The sequence below is a fragment of the Spiroplasma clarkii genome, from assembly GCF_002795265.1.
In the GTDB taxonomy this organism is placed as follows: Bacteria; Bacillota_I; Bacilli_A; order Mycoplasmatales; family Mycoplasmataceae; genus Spiroplasma_A; species Spiroplasma_A clarkii.
Genome location: NZ_CP024870.1, coordinates 383,539 through 399,922 on the forward strand (window position 1 = coordinate 383,539; position 16,384 = coordinate 399,922).

Annotated in this window: 14 protein-coding genes; 10 read left to right on the forward strand and 4 right to left on the reverse strand. The window is 28.3% G+C overall.

The window, feature by feature from the left end; translation table 4 throughout:
* The first annotated feature begins 63 nt into the window (after positions 1-63).
* Positions 64-1,716, forward strand: coding sequence for a DAK2 domain-containing protein (locus SCLAR_RS01710; RefSeq protein ID WP_100254226.1), 1,653 nt, complete (start codon positions 64-66; stop codon positions 1,714-1,716).
* 82 nt (positions 1,717-1,798) lie between these two features.
* On the opposite strand, the gene rpmB is transcribed toward SCLAR_RS01710, so the two are convergent.
* From rpmB to SCLAR_RS01725, 3 genes are all read right to left on the reverse strand, one after another.
* Positions 1,799-1,999 (reverse strand): 50S ribosomal protein L28, encoded by a 201-nt coding sequence (gene rpmB, locus SCLAR_RS01715; RefSeq protein ID WP_100254227.1) that lies wholly within the window; start codon positions 1,997-1,999, stop codon positions 1,799-1,801.
* 103 nt (positions 2,000-2,102) lie between these two features.
* Entirely contained in the window at positions 2,103-2,876 is a 774-nt protein-coding gene (locus SCLAR_RS01720; protein WP_100254228.1) for a hypothetical protein, read from the reverse strand.
* Positions 2,877-2,895: 19 nt separating this feature from the next.
* Positions 2,896-3,327 carry a hypothetical protein gene (locus SCLAR_RS01725; protein ID WP_100254229.1) on the reverse strand — a complete coding sequence of 144 codons (432 nt, stop codon included), beginning with the start codon at positions 3,325-3,327 and terminating at the stop codon, positions 2,896-2,898.
* Between the two features lie 434 nt (positions 3,328-3,761).
* On the opposite strand from SCLAR_RS01725, the gene SCLAR_RS01730 reads away from it, so the two are divergent.
* Both SCLAR_RS01730 and SCLAR_RS01740 read left to right on the forward strand, forming a co-directional pair.
* Complete coding sequence (locus tag SCLAR_RS01730; RefSeq protein ID WP_211277558.1) at positions 3,762-7,586, forward strand: FtsX-like permease family protein; 3,825 nt, start codon at positions 3,762-3,764, stop codon at positions 7,584-7,586.
* Positions 7,587-7,882: 296 nt separating this feature from the next.
* The gene (locus SCLAR_RS01740) at positions 7,883-8,551 is read left to right on the forward strand and encodes an MBL fold metallo-hydrolase (protein ID WP_100254232.1); all 669 of its coding nucleotides are present in this window, start codon (positions 7,883-7,885) and stop codon (positions 8,549-8,551) included.
* A gap of 28 nt (positions 8,552-8,579) precedes the next feature.
* Here the strand turns inward: SCLAR_RS01740 and SCLAR_RS01745 are convergent, their stop codons facing one another.
* Complete coding sequence (locus tag SCLAR_RS01745; protein WP_157795123.1) at positions 8,580-9,071, reverse strand: GNAT family N-acetyltransferase; 492 nt, start codon at positions 9,069-9,071, stop codon at positions 8,580-8,582.
* Between the two features lie 411 nt (positions 9,072-9,482).
* Between SCLAR_RS01745 and SCLAR_RS01750 the strand changes: the two genes are divergently transcribed.
* The 7 genes from SCLAR_RS01750 to SCLAR_RS01780 all read left to right on the forward strand — a co-directional run bounded on the left by SCLAR_RS01750 (position 9,483) and on the right by SCLAR_RS01780 (position 16,383).
* Entirely contained in the window at positions 9,483-9,794 is a 312-nt protein-coding gene (locus tag SCLAR_RS01750; RefSeq protein ID WP_100254234.1) for a hypothetical protein, read from the forward strand.
* Positions 9,795-10,063: 269 nt separating this feature from the next.
* Positions 10,064-11,356, forward strand: a complete 1,293-nt coding sequence (locus SCLAR_RS01755) for a hypothetical protein (RefSeq protein ID WP_100254235.1) — start codon at positions 10,064-10,066, stop codon at positions 11,354-11,356.
* Positions 11,356-12,108, forward strand: coding sequence for an ABC transporter ATP-binding protein (locus SCLAR_RS01760; protein WP_244900143.1), 753 nt, complete (start codon positions 11,356-11,358; stop codon positions 12,106-12,108). The genes SCLAR_RS01755 and SCLAR_RS01760 overlap by 1 nt, the downstream gene beginning before the upstream one ends.
* 640 nt (positions 12,109-12,748) lie before the next feature.
* Entirely contained in the window at positions 12,749-13,561 is an 813-nt protein-coding gene (locus SCLAR_RS01765) for a hypothetical protein (protein ID WP_169921834.1), read from the forward strand.
* 71 nt (positions 13,562-13,632) lie between these two features.
* Positions 13,633-14,508: a lipoprotein gene (locus tag SCLAR_RS01770; protein ID WP_100254238.1), complete on the forward strand. Its 876-nt coding sequence runs from the start codon at positions 13,633-13,635 to the stop codon at positions 14,506-14,508.
* Positions 14,509-14,579: 71 nt separating this feature from the next.
* Positions 14,580-15,455, forward strand: coding sequence for a hypothetical protein (locus SCLAR_RS01775; RefSeq protein ID WP_100254239.1), 876 nt, complete (start codon positions 14,580-14,582; stop codon positions 15,453-15,455).
* Positions 15,456-15,525: 70 nt separating this feature from the next.
* Positions 15,526-16,383 (forward strand): hypothetical protein, encoded by an 858-nt coding sequence (locus SCLAR_RS01780; RefSeq protein WP_100254240.1) that lies wholly within the window; start codon positions 15,526-15,528, stop codon positions 16,381-16,383.
* Position 16,384: the final 1 nt, after the last annotated feature.

Sequence of the window (16,384 nt, forward strand, 5' to 3'; positions counted from 1 at the left end):
TGCAATTTTTTTGTACTTGCAAATAAGTTACAAAAAAAACAACAAAATAGAAGGTGACTACAAATGAAAGAGATACAAACACTAAAAGGTATGATTAATAGTGGTGTAAATAATATTTACAATAATCACCCAAAAATTGACAAGTTAAATGTTTTCCCAGTTCCTGATGGAGATACTGGAACAAATATGAATTTAACATGTTCAAATGGTTTTAAAGAAATTGAATCAGAAAAGTTTGATTCAATTGGCTCATTAATGTCTAAGTTTGCAAGAGGTCTAATTATGGGAGCTCGCGGAAACTCAGGAGTGATTTTTTCACAAATTATTAAGGGTTTTGCCAATGGAATGAAAGAAAAAACAGATTTGAATTTAGAAACATGGAAATCTGCTTTTGATGAAGCTACAAAAGTTTCATATTCTACAGTTATGAAACCAGTTGAAGGAACAATTTTAACAGTTATTCGAGAAACTAGTGAATTTGTGAACACAATTACAGATGAAAGCATCGATCCTCGTCAATTTTGAGATCAAGTAACTAAAGCTGCAAATGTTTCTTTAGAAAATACACCTAATTTACTTCCTGCCTTAAAAGAAGTTGGAGTTGTTGACAGTGGTGGCTATGGTTTAGTTAAATTCTTTGAAGGAATGCAACATTATGCACATAAAGGTAAACCAATTGAAAGATTAAAGAAAATTGAAGAAAATACTGGTGGTAACTTAGACCTTGAAATTGAAGATGAATTTGGCTATTGTACTGAAGCAATTGTGATGTTGGATGAAAAGTTCATTGGAGAGTTGAAAGTTGAAAGTGTTCGAAACACTTTTGAACAATATGGAAACACTTCAATTGTTGCAGTTTTAGATACAGATATTTTAAAAATCCACACTCATGCTTTATTACCAGGACAAATTTTAACTTACTTACAACAGTTTGGTGAGTTTAAAACAGTTAAAGTTGAAAATATGACTTTACAAGCTGAGGTACAAGTTAAACACAAAAATGGTGAGGTAATTAGTGAAGCTAGGAAAACAGAACAAAAACAACGAAAACTAGTTAACCCCATTGGAACAATTGCAGTTGTTCGCTCAAAAGGAATGAAAAAATACTTTAAAGATGAGTTAAATATTGATTTTGTAATTGATGGGGGAGAAAAAATGAACCCCTCAACTAATGACTTTTTAGAGGCAATTCAAACAATTGATGCTAAGGTAGTTTATATTTTCCCAAATGATAGTAATGTTTTATTAGCTGCTAAACAAGCAAAAGAATTAGAAAAAAAATCAAAAGTGGTAGTGTTAAATACTAAAACTATTCCTGAAGGAATTACTGGTTATTTGAGTCTAGATCCTGAAGAATCACCAAAGAAAAATGAAACAAATATCACCAGAGCATTAAAAACAGTAACCTCAGTTTCAATTAACAAAGCAGCACGCGATGCTACAATTGATGAGGTTAGCATTAAAAAAGACCAATATATGATGATGGCAAATAAAAAAGTTACAATTGCTGCTGATTCATTAAAAGACATTTTTAATAAGTCTTTGGTTAAATTTATCACTTCAAAAACTGAAATCTTAACAATTTTCACAGGAAATGATGCAACTCCTGAAGATGTTAGTGAATTGAGAAAATTATTAGATGAAAAATTTGATGTTGAATATGAAATGATTGATGGAGGCCAAGAGGTCTACACATTTATCATAGGAATTGAATAGAATTTAATTAAAAACATGTTTTAAAAAACATGTTTTTTTGATTCTTGGTTTAAAAAAAGTCCCTTTAGTAGGGACTATTGTTTTATTTAACAATTGCATTGTTTTTTTTCAAAGTTCTTAATGTCCTTGCAGATACTTTCATGGTCATAACTTTACCATTTTCATCCATAACTTGAACTTTTTGAAGGTTAAGGTTTCATTTTCTTTTTGTTGAATTCAAAGCATGTGATCTTGAATTCCCAGATAATGGTCCTTTTCCAGTTAAATCGTCTTTTCTAGCCATATAATTCACCTCTAACCAAATTATAATATAATAAATCACTGGCAATTACAATAGCATATTGCAATTATTTTAATCAATGACCATCAATTCTATATGATAATGTCTACTCTTCTTTAATTAAATTTGGTGTTTCCTTTTTTTCAAAAGGCACATACTGGTCCAAATTAAAGAAATTATCATGAACAATTTTAGGTAAGTCTGAGAAACCACAACTCTCCTGATTGCCTTTTATAACTACTCATCCTGAGCTTTTAAAACGCTTAAATAGACGAGCATTTTCAAAACTATATGCTCTAAAAACTGCTAGTTTACGGTGACTACTTTCTTGAACCCTAACTTTTGTCCATTTCTTTTTAAATCTTTTTTGCTGAAATTGAAAGATATGATTTGCAGAAGGAGCAGATCATCTTTCTGTTAATTTAAAGCTTATATACTCTGATTTTTCAGAGTTTTCTTGTAAATAAATCTCAAACCGAGCTATTGCTTCTTTTTTGCTGTAAAATTTGTATGGTTTAAGCATATTTGTATAAATACATAGTGGTATAAGCAAAAGTCCAAATGAAAGGACAAACCCAATAGAATTTAAAATCATAAAAGCTGTATAAAACTCATGATCCTTTGGTCAAAAAAAGCAAAGTCCAATATATATAGCAACAATTAATAGAAAATTAATGTAAATACTTTGAAAAATATAGAACTTATCTTTTTTCAACAGGAAAGAAAATTGTTCAAAATTAATTATGTTATCAAAGTATGTCTCTTGATATTCAATCTTATATTTATAAAATATTATAGTTGTCAATCATGCTGCTAATGCTAAGCCCAACATGGGGAATAAAAGTGCAAAAGTAACAACTATATGAGAAAGCATCTCCATATTTTCCCTCCTTAAATTTTTATGTTAGTCAATAGTATGATAAAACTCAGGTTAATATTTGTGTAATTCCAATTGCAACCCCAGCTAGTGTAGGTGTTATTCAGGTTTTTGCTGTCACAGTACCATACAAAGCTTTCAATATAAGACTTCCTGTTTTTGCAAGTGTTCGACCTGCAGCAAATGCAAGACTAAAAGCATTACCACCTTTTTCTCATTTGTTGGCTTCTTTATCATAAGCCAATAAACTTGTCAAATCATCTGCATTCTCATATTCGGCAAGCTGTTTATTATATTCTAAACTAAATGCAGAATTATTTTCTTGAACATATGCAATGGCTTCTTCAAGGTTGGCATTGATCTTTTTAAGATCTATGATTAATTTTTGAGATTCTTCCATTGCAATTTTTAGTCATTCTTGGTTTTCAAGAACAATGTCAATGGAATTAAACATTTTAGTTTTATATGACTCTGCTTTTAAAAATGATAGAGAAGCATTTTTAAAAGGTTTTGGCTATTTGTTTTTTAAATTTAAAAAGTTACTCATTCATCAATAACTTACAATTTAAGTTTATATGAAAAAAACAGTTATTACAACACTGTTAGCAAACAAATAAGTTAAAAAACATCTAATTTATATCATTATATTTTCATACTTGTGAAAGAAAAGACTTAACTAAGTCTTTTTTGAACTTGCACATTTTATAATGATTCTTTTTACACCTTGATTAAAAACTTAGAAATTATAATTTTATCTGATTTTTTAGCTGCATATATATATAATTAAAGTAGTGTACAGGGGAATTAACAGTGAAACAGATTGGTAAATCATATATCAAATTATTTATAAAATCCTGAATTGAAACTTTAGGAACCATTTTGTTTTTAATGATTTTTACGATGATTATTTTAGGGATGTTAGCTACTCCTTTGCAATTATCATTGCATGCAGCAAGTGTTAAAAGACAAACTAACACTTGAAGTCAACAAAATCTAACTCCTTTTACTTTAAGTGATGAGTTTGCCAAACAAGTAATTTATGATGGTAAAGAACATAGAATTGATTATGGAGTTGTGGTTGAAGCAATTTCTGGAGGTTGATTTACTGAAACAACTAAGAATATTATTGATGACTATGCCAAAATTGAAGCTGAAAAAACTCAAGCTTTTCAACCTGAGATTAAACCTGAGGTTTTATTAGAAATCAAAACCATTGAAATTATTAAAAGATTTGTTTCCTTTGCTAGATTTAATGGACCAGAAAGAGAAATGCGTTTAGGATTAAATTCCCAAGAACCTGAAGATCCAGATGAGTGTACCTATCGAGATGTTCGAGATGATGATGTAGTGACAATTAAAGTCAAAGACTTTTTTAAACAAGAAGTTCAAAAAATGTTTGTTAAAGAAAACTTGTCAAATAATGTCTTTTGATTAATTCATCGTCGTATTTTAAAGTTAATCAATGAGCATGAACCAGATTTTCACTATAATGTTTTTTCAAAAACCCAAGCTATAATTAACCAAGGTAGTGCAGTTTATAACTATGTGATTGAGTCAGATAAATCAGTTATGACAAGCACAACTGATGCAGATTTAAACAACTTAATTGTTCGTCAAGGAGCTCAATCATTAAAAGCTGTTACTCCTGGTGATGGAATTGAGGCTGGAAAACCACCAGTTGAAATTTATATCAATGATCTTTTTTTAAGAGCTCAAAACAAAAAAATTGGTGATGTTATAATAGTCTCTTTGCCAGTTAGTTTTGGAGGCAATGCAGTTTCAGTTCGCTTTAAAATTATGGGAGTTGCTGAAAAATATTCAACTTTAACACCTCAAAATTCAAGTATTTTACAATCAGTTGAAAACTTTGGTCAAATTTTTGTTAATCCAACTTTCTTTAGTTATAAAAATTACTATGAAAAAGTTTTACCTAGTGACTTTCAATTTAATCATGAAGCTAGCTTCAATTACCAAGATGCTTTTGTGCAAAACTCAAAGTATAATATCAACGATTACTTCACCCCCACAACTCGCAACAATAATTTAGCATTAAACAATGTTGGGGTAAGTGTTTATCGTGGATTTAGTGAACACTGACGAATCAGTGAACTTACAAACCTTACAATTATGACCTGAGTCTTTTCAATTATTGGGGGAATTTTATTTGTCTTAGCATTCTTCTTTATTACTTTTGTCTTGAAAAAAGAAATAAATAGTACTAGAAAGCAACTGGGAGTATTTAAATCCTTAGGTTATACCACGAAAGAACTGACTTGAGTGTTTTCAGTTAAGACCTTTTTAACAATGTTTGTAGCAATTTTTTTAGGATATTTATTATCAATTCCTTTTCAAATTAATGCAGCTACTAAGGTTTATGCTGGAACAGTAATATTTGATTACCAAGTTATTTACACAAACCCAGTCTTTTTAGTGGTAATTGGACTTGTAGTGCCACTACTTTTTGCAATAATGTCTTACATTATTATCTTTAAGTACTTAAATGAAAGTGCTTTAAACTTATTATCATCAGGACCAAAAGATAAAAAAAGAACTTGACTAATTGTTTTATTTTACACAGCCTTTCCAGTAGCATTACCTTTTGTATTTTTAAATTGGATTTTAATGAAGTCATTTAAATCCAAAAATATTTGCTTTACTTACCGAATGCAAGATGCCTTTATTTCTAAAGGTAAAGGTAAGTACTTACTAGTAATGCTACTGGTTGGTTTTACTTCATTTCTCTTTACCATTCAGTTAAGAGCAATGCCAATTTTACAAGGAGTAATTAATGGGGCCTTTAACATGTATAACCCTGATGTTGACCATTTTTATGGTTTTGCAGAAGTTAGTCGTTTAAGTTATGAAGGTAAAGTTACTACAAACCTAACAACACGTTACCCAAATATTAATTATCTTGATTACAGCAATTATGGTAGTGTCGAAAATTACATCAAAAATGTTGGTGAAAATCATTTTAAAGATTATCAAAAAATTCATGAATTAGTAACTAAAGTTGCAGAAATTAGAGATAGACTTATTGCTAGCCCTATTTTGGTAGCACAACCTCAATTAAAAGAAATGTTACCAATTGCTATGAATGTATTGACATTGTTTTATTCACTAGATTATATTCAAGATTTAGATGAGGTTTCTGCATTAAATTTTATTTTGGGATTAATGACCCCAGGGCAAGCTGATGTAATAATTGAGGAAATGAAAAACAACAATAACATTTACAATTTAAAAAATGATGAAGCAGACCCAGTTAGAAACTCAGGATTATGATTAAGCGATGTTGGTAGATATTTATGTGTTTCAACTGCCTCAGCAAGTTATACAGATTGTGGAGATGTTGAAAAATACCAAAACTATATAATTGATGGAGGAATTGACTTTAATGGAGATTCAACTTCAACCCCTGGAGGGGGTTCTGGAGGAACTGGTGAAACCATTCAAAACTTCATCAATTCAGTTTTCACAAGTTGAATCTCAGAATTTATGACTCGTGATTTCACAACAGATCAATTCATTGCAACAAACTCAGTACTTTACAATAAAGAAACAGATTTACTAGCTTCAAATGTAGGTTACTTTGTTGAAGGAAATTCAGATATTGATTTAGAGTCATCAACGTTATCATTATTTGATAGTTCAGGAGAATATGGTAGTGTTAGAAATGGTTATAATTTCTCAGGAATTTCTGACCAACAAATTACAAGTTTAAAAACCAATAGCGCTACAAATTTACCAGTTATAATTTCTGCAAGATTGGCAAGGTTATTAAACAAAACCACTGGAGATAATTTTGAAATAACTGTGGGTCGTCGAGGTTTGATTACTCAGCCTGTACAGATAATCGCTATTAATGAAAATGATAACATGACCCAATCGATTTATGCAGATTACCAGTCATTTATGTCTAAAAATGCTGATGAACAAATTCAAAAGGACTTACATTTCACTGAAATTATAAGTCAATCAAAAAGCTTTGTGGGAAAATTAGATTTATCAAAACTTGAAAATCTAGCAAGGATGTTTAAAAATAATGTTCGAGCAACTGCTCTAACTACAAGTGTGGGGAGCAATGCTGAAAATTATTTAGGACCTGTTTTAGATATTTATTTAAAAAATATCAAGAGTCTAGATTATGATCTTTCTTCAATTCCAGGTTTACAAGAAGCTTTAAACCGAATTGATGCTGAAGTTATTAAAGAACCAGATCAAGTATTAAATTACTTTATAAATGCCAATCCACTAAATGGAAACATAATGGTGTTACCAATTATTAAACAAGCAATTAATATGATGATGGACCAAGTCCAAAGGTCATTGTTTATGTATATTGCCATTGACATTGTCTTGATGATTATCTTATTAGTAGTTATTATGAATATTGTAGTTAATGACTCAATTAACATCATTACTTTAATGAGATCAATTGGTTATACAGATCAAAAAATCAACTGAATGGTTATGGGACGGTATGTTGTTGGTTCAATCTTAGTCTTTATTTTCTCATACATAGCTTCAATGGTTTTATGAGAAGTCGTCAAGTATATTGTCTGGAATAATTTTAAAATGTTAATAATTATCCCAACTGTACCTTGAATTCCATTTGTATCATTCTTTGCCATTGCTGCAATTATGTTTTGTGGTTGACTTGCAGCAATGTATCAAATTAAAAACAGACCATTGACTTATTTAATGACATAGTTTGTGTAAAAGGTAAGTCAACAAGGAAGGAAGAGAAATTATGGAAACTAAACAAATTTGTTGCCCAGGAGGGGCACATAATTGTTTTACATGTCGGGTATGTAGCGGTTCATTTCATGGCTGCCAAAGTTGTTTAAAATGTATTGGTTGTCAAGTTTGTTTATCAAAACAATGTCCTTGTTGTTCAAAAGGAAGTACCCGACAACAAGAGAATAAACAAAAGTACAATAAATAGAGGGAAACTGACATTTACAATAGATATTTTGTTAATATCTTTTTAAGGATTGGTGTATCAAATGGAAATAAAAACTTTTTCAAATCAGGATTTTTATGAAACAAATGCTTACTTGATAGTCAAAGATAAAAAAGCAATTTTAATTGATTGTGCAAATCAAGCAAGTGAAATTTTAAAGTATTTGCAAACAAATAAAATAGAGTTAACTCATATTTTAATAACTCATGGTCACTACAACCATATCCTTGGTTTAGAAGTTATTAAAGAACAGTTTGCCTCTGCTGCAGTTTTTATTGGTCAAAGAGACATCATTTGTTTATATGATTGTCGAGCTAATTTAAGTTATAAAACTGGAGCAGAATGAGAAATCAAAAATGAAGTTGAAAATGTTGTACCCATTACAAAAGATTCACTAATAAATATTGATGGAATTGAATTTAGACTTGATTTAATTGGTGGTTATACTAGAGGGTCAATTATTTATAAATTGATGGCTGAAAATATGATTTTTTGTGGAGACACCATCTATAGAACTGGACTTGACCACCATTGAACTGATTTGAAAAAATGTCCAAACCGAAAGTTAAAAAAATCAATTAGGTTTATTTACAAAAACTTTAATGATGATTGTTTAATTTTTCCTGGACATGGTGAAGCTGGGTTTACACTTGGTGAAGTTAAAAATAATAACATCATTGCAAATAAATTAGCAAAATATGTAAGTAAATAAAAACCCAAAAACATTTGTTTTTGGGTTTTTAAATTGTATAGACCATGTCATATCAAACTAGGTCTGCAAATTTTGATTTAGAAACTCCTTCATTTACAAAACCAAATTTTTCATAGAACTTAATTAACTTTTCTTCACAGGTTAAAGAAACTAATTGTTTTTTTAAACTTTTAGCTAATTTTAAAAACTTGGTTAAAAGTTCAGAGCCAATTTTATACTGTTGGTATTTTGGTGCTATTGCCAAACCAACAATACAGAAGTTGGGGTCGCTAGGTGAATTTGGTTTTGTACTAAAAAAATATTCATCGGATAAATATCTTTCTGGTGAGCTTATGCCAACCACAAATCCAATAACTTGATTGTTTTCGTTTCGAGCAACAATCATTGAATCACTAATTTTTTTAATACGTTCTTCATATGAAACCTTACTTAATGTTTCATTAATTGGGAATGCAGTTATTTCAACTTGATAAAGATCATCTAAATCTGTTAACTTTGGATTATCAAAGGTTATTCTCATAAATGTCCTTTCCATAACACTTATATCTTAACAAATAATTAGAGTGATAGCAAACTTCTGAATAGAAGGGTTATTTGTAAAATTTTTCATTTTTTTGCAGATTAATTATAAAAAGGAAGAATTATTGGCATCATTAATTTCCGTGATAAAATATTATTACCTGCATGTTAAGTGTAGGGGATCTAATTTAGGTTATCTAACATCACATAATCAATAATATAGGCCTTGCCCAAAAACTAAGTTTAACATAAAAGAAGTGTTCAGCAAAATTAGGAATTCCTTTCAGGAGAGGAAGGTTTAAATTAAGTTTATTACGTAAAATTGCTATATAATAAAACTATGGATGATTTTCAATGTATTAACTAATTTTGTCAAGATAATGAGAGTAATGAGAATATTAATGGAGGATTTATGAACAATTTTAACATTATGGTACGCTTTGATTTCCAAAGACTACTAAAAAAGAAAGCTTTTTGAATTATATCAACAATTCATTTATTAACTGTTTTTGTAGGATTACTATTGATTTTATTATCACCATTTCTACAAATGACAATCTTGAGTTTATTTGCAGTTATTACAATTGCCCCCTCAATTTTTTGACTAACATATTTTAACACAGATTCAATTTTGACTTTTTTTATTTATGATAAAAATAGTGGAATTCAAAATCTTGAACTTCGTCGTGGTTTGAAAAAAAGTGAAATCTTTTTTCAAAGTTAATTGTTAATAAAACAATTTCAACAATCTACATTTTATTAATAATTTCATTTGCCTTTACTTTACCAAGTGTAATTCCAGTAAGAACACAACATATTGTTTTAAATACTGTAGCATTTGGAAGTTTTAGTTTATTCGCTTATGATATTTTAATTTCAGGTTTAATTTATTTAATTGCAATTAAATCAAACAAAATAGCAAAGGTTTTACCAACTTCATGAGTTTTGTCAGCCTTTTGTTCATTGTTTTATATTTTGGGAGTAATGCAGTTTATGGGTTCAGACATTGATGTGACAACATCAAATGCAGATATTTTAAGTTATCACTACCAAAAAATTGCACAAAAATATGATAAGGGACTTGCTGCTAAATTCTTATCTGAGTTAGATAAGAATGAAACTATTGAATTAAGACTATCTGGATTTTTAGATGTTGATTCAAAATTGGGTTCAGCTGTAATAAACAACATTCAAATTAAAGATCCAACTTTTGCTTTTGAACTTTTTTATACTTATCAAAATGATGGAGGAGTTCAAGGAATTAGTGAACTGATTAAAAATTACTTACTTGGTATTAACAATAGTTATAATATTTTAAAGTCTCAAGACATTACAGATGTTGAAAATTTAACAGTTAGCTATAAAGTGGGTGTTACACCTGAAATAGTTGAAGACTATTTGGCAAATAGTTTTGCTTATAATTTTTTTAAAACATTTATGGATAAAAAACCCACAACCACAAATGATTTTAAAAATTCATTTATAGTTAATAGAACCTTAGCAGCTTTAACTGCCCCAGGTCAACTGACTGATGCTAGCAAAAAACTTTCAATTGAGAATAAGAACTTGGTTGATTTTTTAGAACAAAATAATATTACAGTTTACTCTGATGAGCTACTTGAATTACAAAAGTTACTGGTAGATAAATTTAATTATGATATAGCTGTGACTTGAAAAATCAGATCAAATTTAAATAGTGTATACAATGGTTTAAGTATTGGCTATTTTGATCCTCTTCAAAATATTGACGAATATGGAAAAATCTTAAAATTTAGTAGTGGGGATCGTACCTTATATAGTTTAATGATTGGTGGGGGTAATGTAGAACCATTGGTTGTGAAATCTAAAGATTTATTAACTAGCTACAATAGTGATGCTGATGAACTTCAAAGAAGAATTTTGTGATTCAAAGATAAAAATGAATTTTCAAAATATACTGCTTCAAGAAGAACTTTAAATCTTTTATATAATCTTAACCCATTTGGAAGTTTATATAACATGGCCTACTTTTCAGGTGTTAATCAGCCTAAGTTTGATATCCCCATGACTTCAATCAACTTATTTGGAACTCCAAGTTTTAGAACTGGTTATATTATAAGTTCAACAGATCCAACAGAGTTAAATTTTAATGAGAATACTTTACAGTTTACAAACAGACCATTTAGTGTTGCTGCTACATATGTTTGTTATTTTGCTCTTGGAATTACCCTTGGAGCAATTTCATATTGGGTTTTTGTTAAAAAAACCAAGTATAAAGTTAAGAAACAAAAAGGAGGAGTTAAATAATGTTAGAAATTAAAAATATTTCAAAAAACTTTGGTGAAGCTGGAATTAAAGGTATTGGTTTAACTCTAGAACCAGGAGATATTATTGGTTTAGTTGGTGACAATGGAGCTGGAAAATCAACCTTTATTAAATGTATTTTTAAAGAATATGATAAAGATGAAGGAGAAGTTCTCTTAAATGGTAGTTCAATTTATGAGCAACGCTCATTAAGTTCTCTTTGTTTTTTTCCAGATCAAAGTGTTTACCCAAAAGGTATTAAAATTAAAGATTATTGTTTATTAGATGCCCAATTAGCTGGAATTAATAAAACTGCTGCTTTAAAAAGACTTCAAGAGCTATTAGAACTTTTTGGATTAGCAGACTATTTAAACAAAACCTTTGCTCAATTATCTGCAGGAATGCAGAAAAAAATGATGTTAGTAATTACTTTAGTTTCTAATCCAAAATACATCTTTTTAGATGAACCAACAGCAAATTTAGATGTTAATTCTCGAATTGAGCTTTTAGGAATTATTAAAACCTTAAGTCAAAAAGGAATAGGAATTTTAATTACAAGTCACATTATTGATGAATTACAAGGTATTATTAATAAATTAGTTATCATTGACAGTGGTTTACAAGTTTATAATGCAAAATTTGATGCTCAAATTGAATCAATTCAAAAAATTTATAGCAGTGTTTCATCAAGAATAAAAATTAACCAAGAAAAGGTTGTTGCCAACCTTGACTTAGAGAAAAATTTAAAACTTTAATACTTTTTTTAAACTATGGAATTTATAATTTCATAGTTTTTTTGATAAATTATTAGATTTGGTGATAATCACAAATAAATAATTAAATATTCTAAAAAACTTTAAAATTTCCAAAAAAATGTATTATTATATAGTTGTAGAAGGTAAAAACTAGTAATAAGTAAAAGCAAATAATTGTTACACCAATATTCCGACGCCTTCTGTTAATGATTATTTCTTTTAACCTAAGGTTTTTCAACCTAACTGATTAAACTCCTAGGTATTTTAGACTTATTACAAAAAAGCTTATTTGTTTAAAATAAGCTTAAGTATTTAAAATGATGTGAATTTTTTAATCTTAAAATTATTTAATAAGTATTTTTAATAAATTTGAAAATGTAATAACCAGATAGAATTGTTGATTAGATAACATATTTATATTTTCACTTGCCTAAAAACTCCTTTTCAGGTAATTTCTAAGAATCTACGTATTTTTTATTAAAAAACAATGTCTTTGTTAAATATAAATTAGATTATAAATTTTTAAAGCATTTAAATATTTTATAACAGATTAAAACTCAAAAGGAGGAGTAAAAAAAATGAAAAAATTATTAACATTATTTGGTGTTGTAAGTTTTTACAAGTAGCAGCACTAAATGTGGTGGCCTGTACAGATCCAACATCAAATTCTGATAACAAGCCAAAACCTGATGCTAACAAACCTGTTTTGACACAAGAAATATTTGATGAGTTTTTTAACAATGATCCTACAGTAAATTATACAGGAGCATATGTTTTTAATGATGGAGACAAATTTGATGATTGAACATCAGTTACAAGTATTTTTCTAAGAAAAATTGCAATTGAGACTTTGTATAAAGATTTTAGTGATAAGTACACAAACAATGACTTTGCCTTTTTAACAGGTTCATTTAATAACAGTTCAATTATTTTTAAAACTAGTGAAATGATTACAATCAAAATTTCAATACCATTTAGAACCACATCACAAAAGGATGAGGGAAAGAATGATACATTAAATTTTACATTTAATTTTAAGCAAACCAATAAAATGATGGGAACTGAATTATTAGAAGAAATTTTTAGTGCCTATTTTACTAGATATTTTTTTAGAAATAACTCAACTGAAATAAATACAAGTAGAACTGAAGATGAAGAAAGATATACAGCTTGAGGAGGACCAAATTTTGCATTATTTTCACAAAGTGAACTAGAAGAATTCAACGAACATGCTTCTAAAATTAGTTATTTAACAGATGCCTATTCTGAAAGAATGCAATCTGATAGTAATGATAATTTGTTATTGAAGGATATTGATGTAGAAATATTAGATTGTCAAGACCATAAAGAAATTGATGGTGTCAAGTATTATAAAATAAAAGCAAAATTATTCTTAAAATCAAACCCTGAAATTTTTATAGAAAAAGAATTTATTGATAGAGGTTATGAATAAACATGCAATGATTTTTATAAACATTTAAATATTTTATAACAAATTAAAACTCAAAAGGAGGAGTAAAAGAAATGAAAAAATTATTAACATTATTTGGTGTTGTAAGTTTTTTACAAGTGGCAGCACTAAATGTGGTGGCATGTACAGATCCAACATCAAATTCTGATAACAAGCCAAAACCTGATGCTAGCAAGCCAGTTTTGACACAAGAAATATTTGATGAGTTTTTTAACAATGATCCTACAGTAAATTACACAGGAGCATATGTTTTTAATGATGGAGACGAAATTGGAGACTGACTATCAGTTACGGGCTCTTTTTTAGGAAAGTTGGCTGTTGAAACTCTGTATAAAGATTTTAGTGATAAGTATACAAATAATGACTTTGCCTTTTTAACAGGTTCATTTAATAACAGTTCAATTATTTTCAAAACCAATGAAACAGCCACAGTTAAAATGCAAATACCCTTTAGAACCACATCGCAGGAGAATGATCAATTAAACAGAACTCTAAATTTTACATTTAATTTTAAACAAACCAGTAAAATGACGGGAACTGAGCTATTAGAAGAAATTTTTAATGTCTATTTTATTTGATATTTTTTGAGAAATAACCCAACTGAAATAAATACAAGTAGATCCGAGGATGAAGAGAAATATACAGCCTGGGTAGGGAAAAATGAGGGTTTATTTTCACAAAATGAACTAGAAGAATTCAATGAACATGCTTCTAAAATAAGTTATTTAACAGATGCCTATTCTGAAAGAATGCAAGAGGATAGTAAAACTGATTCATTATTGAAGGATATTGATGTAGAAATATTAGATTGTCAAGACCATAAAGTAATTGATGGTGTTAAGTATTATAAAATAAAAGTAAAATTATTCTTAAAATCAAATCACGGAATTTTAATAGAGAAAGAATTTATTGATAGAGGTGATGAATAAGTATGCAATGATTTTTATAAGCATTTAAATATCTTATAACAAATTAAAACTCAAAAGGAGGAGTAAAAAAAATGAAAAAATTATTAACATTATTTGGTGTTCTAAGTTTTTTACAAGTAGCAGCACTAAATGTGGTGGCTTGTACAGATCCAACATCAAATTCTGATAACAAGCCAAAACCTGATGCTAACAAACCAGTTTTGACACAAGAAATATTTGATGAGTTTTTTAACAATGATCCTACAGTAAATTACACAGGAGCATATGTTTTTAATGATGGAGATGAAATTGGTGATTGACTGACAGTCTCAGGTACTTTTCTATCAAAGTTGGCAGTTGCAACTTTGTATAAAGATTTTAGTGATAAGTATACAAACAATGATTTTGCATTTGTAACAGGTTCATTTAATGACGGTTCAATTATTTTTAAAACCAATGAAATGGTTACAATCAAAACTTCAACACCTTTTAGAACAACATCACAAAAGGATGAAGAGATGAATAGAAGATTAAGTTTTACATTTAATTTTAAACAAACCAACAATATGACTGGGGTTGAATTATTAGAAGAAATATTTAATTCCTATTTTACTTTATATTTTTTTAGAAATAATCCAACTGAAATAAATACTAGTCGAAACAAGTATGAAGAATATTATACAGCTTGAGGGGGACCAACATACTCAGTATTCTCAGAAAGTGAACTAGAATCATATTCCAATCAAATTTCTAAAATTAATTATCTAGCAAATGCATATTTTGAAAGAATGAATGAAGATAGAAAAACAAATTCATTACTACAAGATATAGATGTAAAAATATTGGATTTACACGATCATAAAGTAGTTGATAGTATTAAATACTATAAAATTAAAGCAAAATTATTCTTAAAATCAAACCCTGAAATTTTTATAGAAAAAGAATTCATTGACAGAGGTTATGAATAAATATGCAGTATTTTTATATAAACATTTAAATATTTAAAACAAATTAAAACTCAAAAGGAGGAGTAAAAAAATGAAAAAATTATTAACTTTATTTGGTGTGATCTGTTTTTCACAAATTGGAGCACTAAATGTGGTGGCTTGTACAGATCCAGTAGAAAATCCTGATAATGAGGAAAAGCCAATTTTGACACAAGAAATATTTGATGAGTTTTTTGATAATGACCCCACAGTAAATTATACAGGAGCATATGTTTTTAATGATGGAGATAAATTTGATGACTGAAAATCAATTACAAATTCGTTTTTATCAAAACTTGCAATTGAAAATTTGTATAAAGACCTTAATGATAAGTATACAAATAATGACTTTGCCTTTTTAACTGGATTGATTGAAGATAATCAACTTGCTTTTCAGAACAATGAAGTTATTACAATTAAAACAAGTATGGGACTCAGAACAACATCACAAAAGGATTCAGGTATGAATAGAGGGCTAAATTTTACATTTAATTTTAAACAAACCAATAAAATGACAGGAACTGAACTATTAGAAGAAATTTTTAACAACTATTTTACAGTATATTCTTTTAGAAATAATCCAACTAAAATAAATACAAGTTGAAATGAAGATGAAGAAAGATACACAGAATGAGGGTGGGAAACTGGTCTATTTTCATCAAGTAAATTAGAAGAATTTAGTAATCAAATAGACAAAGTAAGTTATTTAACCAATGCCTATTCTGAAAGAATGGAAGAGGATAGCAAAACTGATTCATTATTGAATGATATTGATGTAGAAATATTAGATTGTCAATATCATAAAGAAGTTGATGGTGTTAAGTATTATAAAATAAAAGCAAAATTATTCTTAAAATCAAATCATGGAATTTCAATAATAAAAGAATTTATTGATAGAGATGATGAATAAG